The 3,247-nt window shown below is 48.9% G+C and carries 2 rRNA genes; both read right to left on the bottom strand.

From position 1 onward, the window contains the following. Positions 1-94: ribosomal RNA gene (gene rrf, locus BHU61_RS13175) — 5S ribosomal RNA — on the bottom strand; the annotation flags it as partial. 94 nt (positions 95-188) lie between these two features. Next, positions 189-3,114: ribosomal RNA gene (locus BHU61_RS13180) — 23S ribosomal RNA — on the bottom strand. Positions 3,115-3,247 lie beyond the last annotated feature (133 nt).

Consider the following 3,247-nt stretch of genomic DNA (forward strand, 5'->3'; position numbering starts at 1 on the left):
GCGGATCGTAAGACCAACTACCATCGGCGCTAGAGAGCTTAACTTCTGTGTTCGGTATGGGAACAGGTGTGACCTCTCTGCCATCGTCACCAGACAAATGAAAGATAATATATTATACTTTCAAAACTAGATAAGTAAGAAGAAAATTTAGATATTACTCGGCAATCCCGAATAAAAAATCTATAAAATTGATTAAGTCTTCGATCGATTAGTATTCGTCAGCTCCATACATTACTGTACTTCCACCTCGAACCTATTAACCTCATCATCTTTGAGGGATCTTATAACCGAAGTTGGGAAATCTCATCTTGAGGGGGGCTTCATGCTTAGATGCTTTCAGCACTTATCCCGTCCATACATAGCTACCCAGCTATGCCGCTGGCGCGACAACTGGTACACCAGAGGTATGTCCATCCCGGTCCTCTCGTACTAAGGACAGCTCCTCTCAAATTTCCTACGCCCACGACGGATAGGGACCGAACTGTCTCACGACGTTCTGAACCCAGCTCGCGTACCGCTTTAATGGGCGAACAGCCCAACCCTTGGGACCGACTACAGCCCCAGGATGCGATGAGCCGACATCGAGGTGCCAAACCTCCCCGTCGATGTGAACTCTTGGGGGAGATAAGCCTGTTATCCCCGGGGTAGCTTTTATCCGTTGAGCGATGGCCCTTCCATGCGGAACCACCGGATCACTAAGTCCGTCTTTCGACCCTGCTCGACTTGTAGGTCTCGCAGTCAAGCTCCCTTGTGCCTTTACACTCTGCGAATGATTTCCAACCATTCTGAGGGAACCTTTGAGCGCCTCCGTTACTCTTTAGGAGGCGACCGCCCCAGTCAAACTGCCCGCCTGACACTGTCTCCCACCACGATAAGTGGTGCGGGTTAGAAAGTCAACACAGCCAGGGTAGTATCCCACCAACGCCTCCACGTAAGCTGACGCTCACGCTTCAAAGGCTCCTACCTATCCTGTACAAGCTGTGCCGAATTTCAATATCAGGCTGCAGTAAAGCTCCACGGGGTCTTTCCGTCCTGTCGCGGGTAACCTGCATCTTCACAGGTACTATGATTTCACCGAGTCTCTCGTTGAGACAGTGCCCAAATCGTTACGCCTTTCGTGCGGGTCGGAACTTACCCGACAAGGAATTTCGCTACCTTAGGACCGTTATAGTTACGGCCGCCGTTTACTGGGGCTTCAATTCGTAGCTTCGCGAGATGCTAACCACTCCTTTTAACCTTCCAGCACCGGGCAGGCGTCAGCCCCTATACGTCACCTTACGGTTTTGCAGAGACCTGTGTTTTTGATAAACAGTCGCTTGGGCCTATTCACTGCGGCTCTTCAAGGCTTGCACCCTAAAAAGCACCCCTTCTCCCGAAGTTACGGGGTCATTTTGCCGAGTTCCTTAACGAGAGTTCGCTCGCTCACCTTAGAATTCTCATCTTGACTACCTGTGTCGGTTTGCGGTACGGGCACCTAATTTCTAACTAGAGGCTTTTCTTGGCAGTGTGAAATCAACGACTTCGCTACTATAATTTCGCTCCCCATCACACCTTGACCTTAAGAGTACCGGATTTGCCTAATACTCAGTCTCAGTGCTTGGACGTACATAACCAACAGTACGCTTCGCCTATCCTACTGCGTCCCCCCATCGTTCAAACAATCTTAGGTGGTACAGGAATATCTACCTGTTGTCCATCGCCTACGCCATTCGGCCTCGGCTTAGGTCCCGACTAACCCAGAGCGGACGAGCCTTCCTCTGGAAACCTTAGTCAATCGGTGGACGGGATTCTCACCCGTCTTTCGCTACTCACACCGGCATTCTCACTTCTAAGCGCTCCACATGTCCTTGCGATCATGCTTCGACGCTGCTTAGAACGCTCTCCTACCATTGTCCATTGGACAATCCACAGCTTCGGTAATATGTTTAGCCCCGGTACATTTTCGGCGCAGCGTCACTCGACTAGTGAGCTATTACGCACTCTTTAAATGATGGCTGCTTCTAAGCCAACATCCTAGTTGTCTGGGCAACGCCACATCCTTTTCCACTTAACATATATTTTGGGACCTTAGCTGGTGGTCTGGGCTGTTTCCCTCTCGACTACGGACCTTATCACCCGCAGTCTGACTCCCGTGTTAAATTATTTGGCATTCGGAGTTTGTCTGAATTCGGTAACCCGAGGGGGGCCCCTAGTCCAAACAGTGCTCTACCTCCAATAATCATCACACGAGGCTAGCCCTAAAGCTATTTCGGAGAGAACCAGCTATCTCCAGGTTCGATTGGAATTTCTCCGCTACCCACACCTCATCCGCTCACTTTTCAACGTAAGTCGGTTCGGTCCTCCATTCAGTGTTACCTGAACTTCAACCTGGACATGGGTAGATCACCTGGTTTCGGGTCTACGACCTGATACTCATTCGCCCTATTCAGACTCGCTTTCGCTACGGCTCCACATATACTGCTTAACCTTGCATCAAATCGTAACTCGCCGGTTCATTCTACAAAAGGCACGCCATCACCCATTAACGGGCTCTGACTACTTGTAAGCACACGGTTTCAGGTTCTATTTCACTCCCCTTCCGGGGTGCTTTTCACCTTTCCCTCACGGTACTGGTTCACTATCGGTCACTAGAGAGTATTTAGCCTTGGGAGATGGTCCTCCCGGATTCCGACGGAATTCCACGTGTTCCGCCGTACTCAGGATCCACTCAGGAGAGAACAACTTTTCGACTACAGGGCCTTTACCTTCTATGGCTGACTTTTCCAAAGTCATTCGTCTAAACTGTTCCTTTGTAACTCCGTATTGAGTGTCCTACAACCCCAGAGAGCAAGCTCTCTGGTTTGGGCTCTTCCCGTTTCGCTCGCCGCTACTAAGGGAATCGAGTTTTCTTTCTCTTCCTCCGGGTACTTAGATGTTTCAGTTCTCCGGGTGTGCCTTCTCATATACTATGTATTCATATATGGATAACATGACATAACTCATGCTGGGTTTCCCCATTCGGAAATCTCTGGATCAAAGCTTACTTACAGCTCCCCAAAGCATATCGTCGTTAGTAACGTCCTTCTTCGGCTTCTAGTGCCAAGGCATCCACCGTGCGCCCTTAATAACTTAATCTGTTATTAATAATTGTGATGTCTGCATAAATGCAGACGCGCGATTTTTTTAAGAATTCAAAAATGAACTCACTCGGTTTTGCTTGGTAAAATCTTTTATTTCTTCTTACTTTATCTAGTTTTCAAAGTACAAT

Source organism: Macrococcus epidermidis, assembly GCF_003259695.1.
In the GTDB taxonomy this organism is placed as follows: domain Bacteria; phylum Bacillota; class Bacilli; order Staphylococcales; family Staphylococcaceae; genus Macrococcoides; species Macrococcoides epidermidis.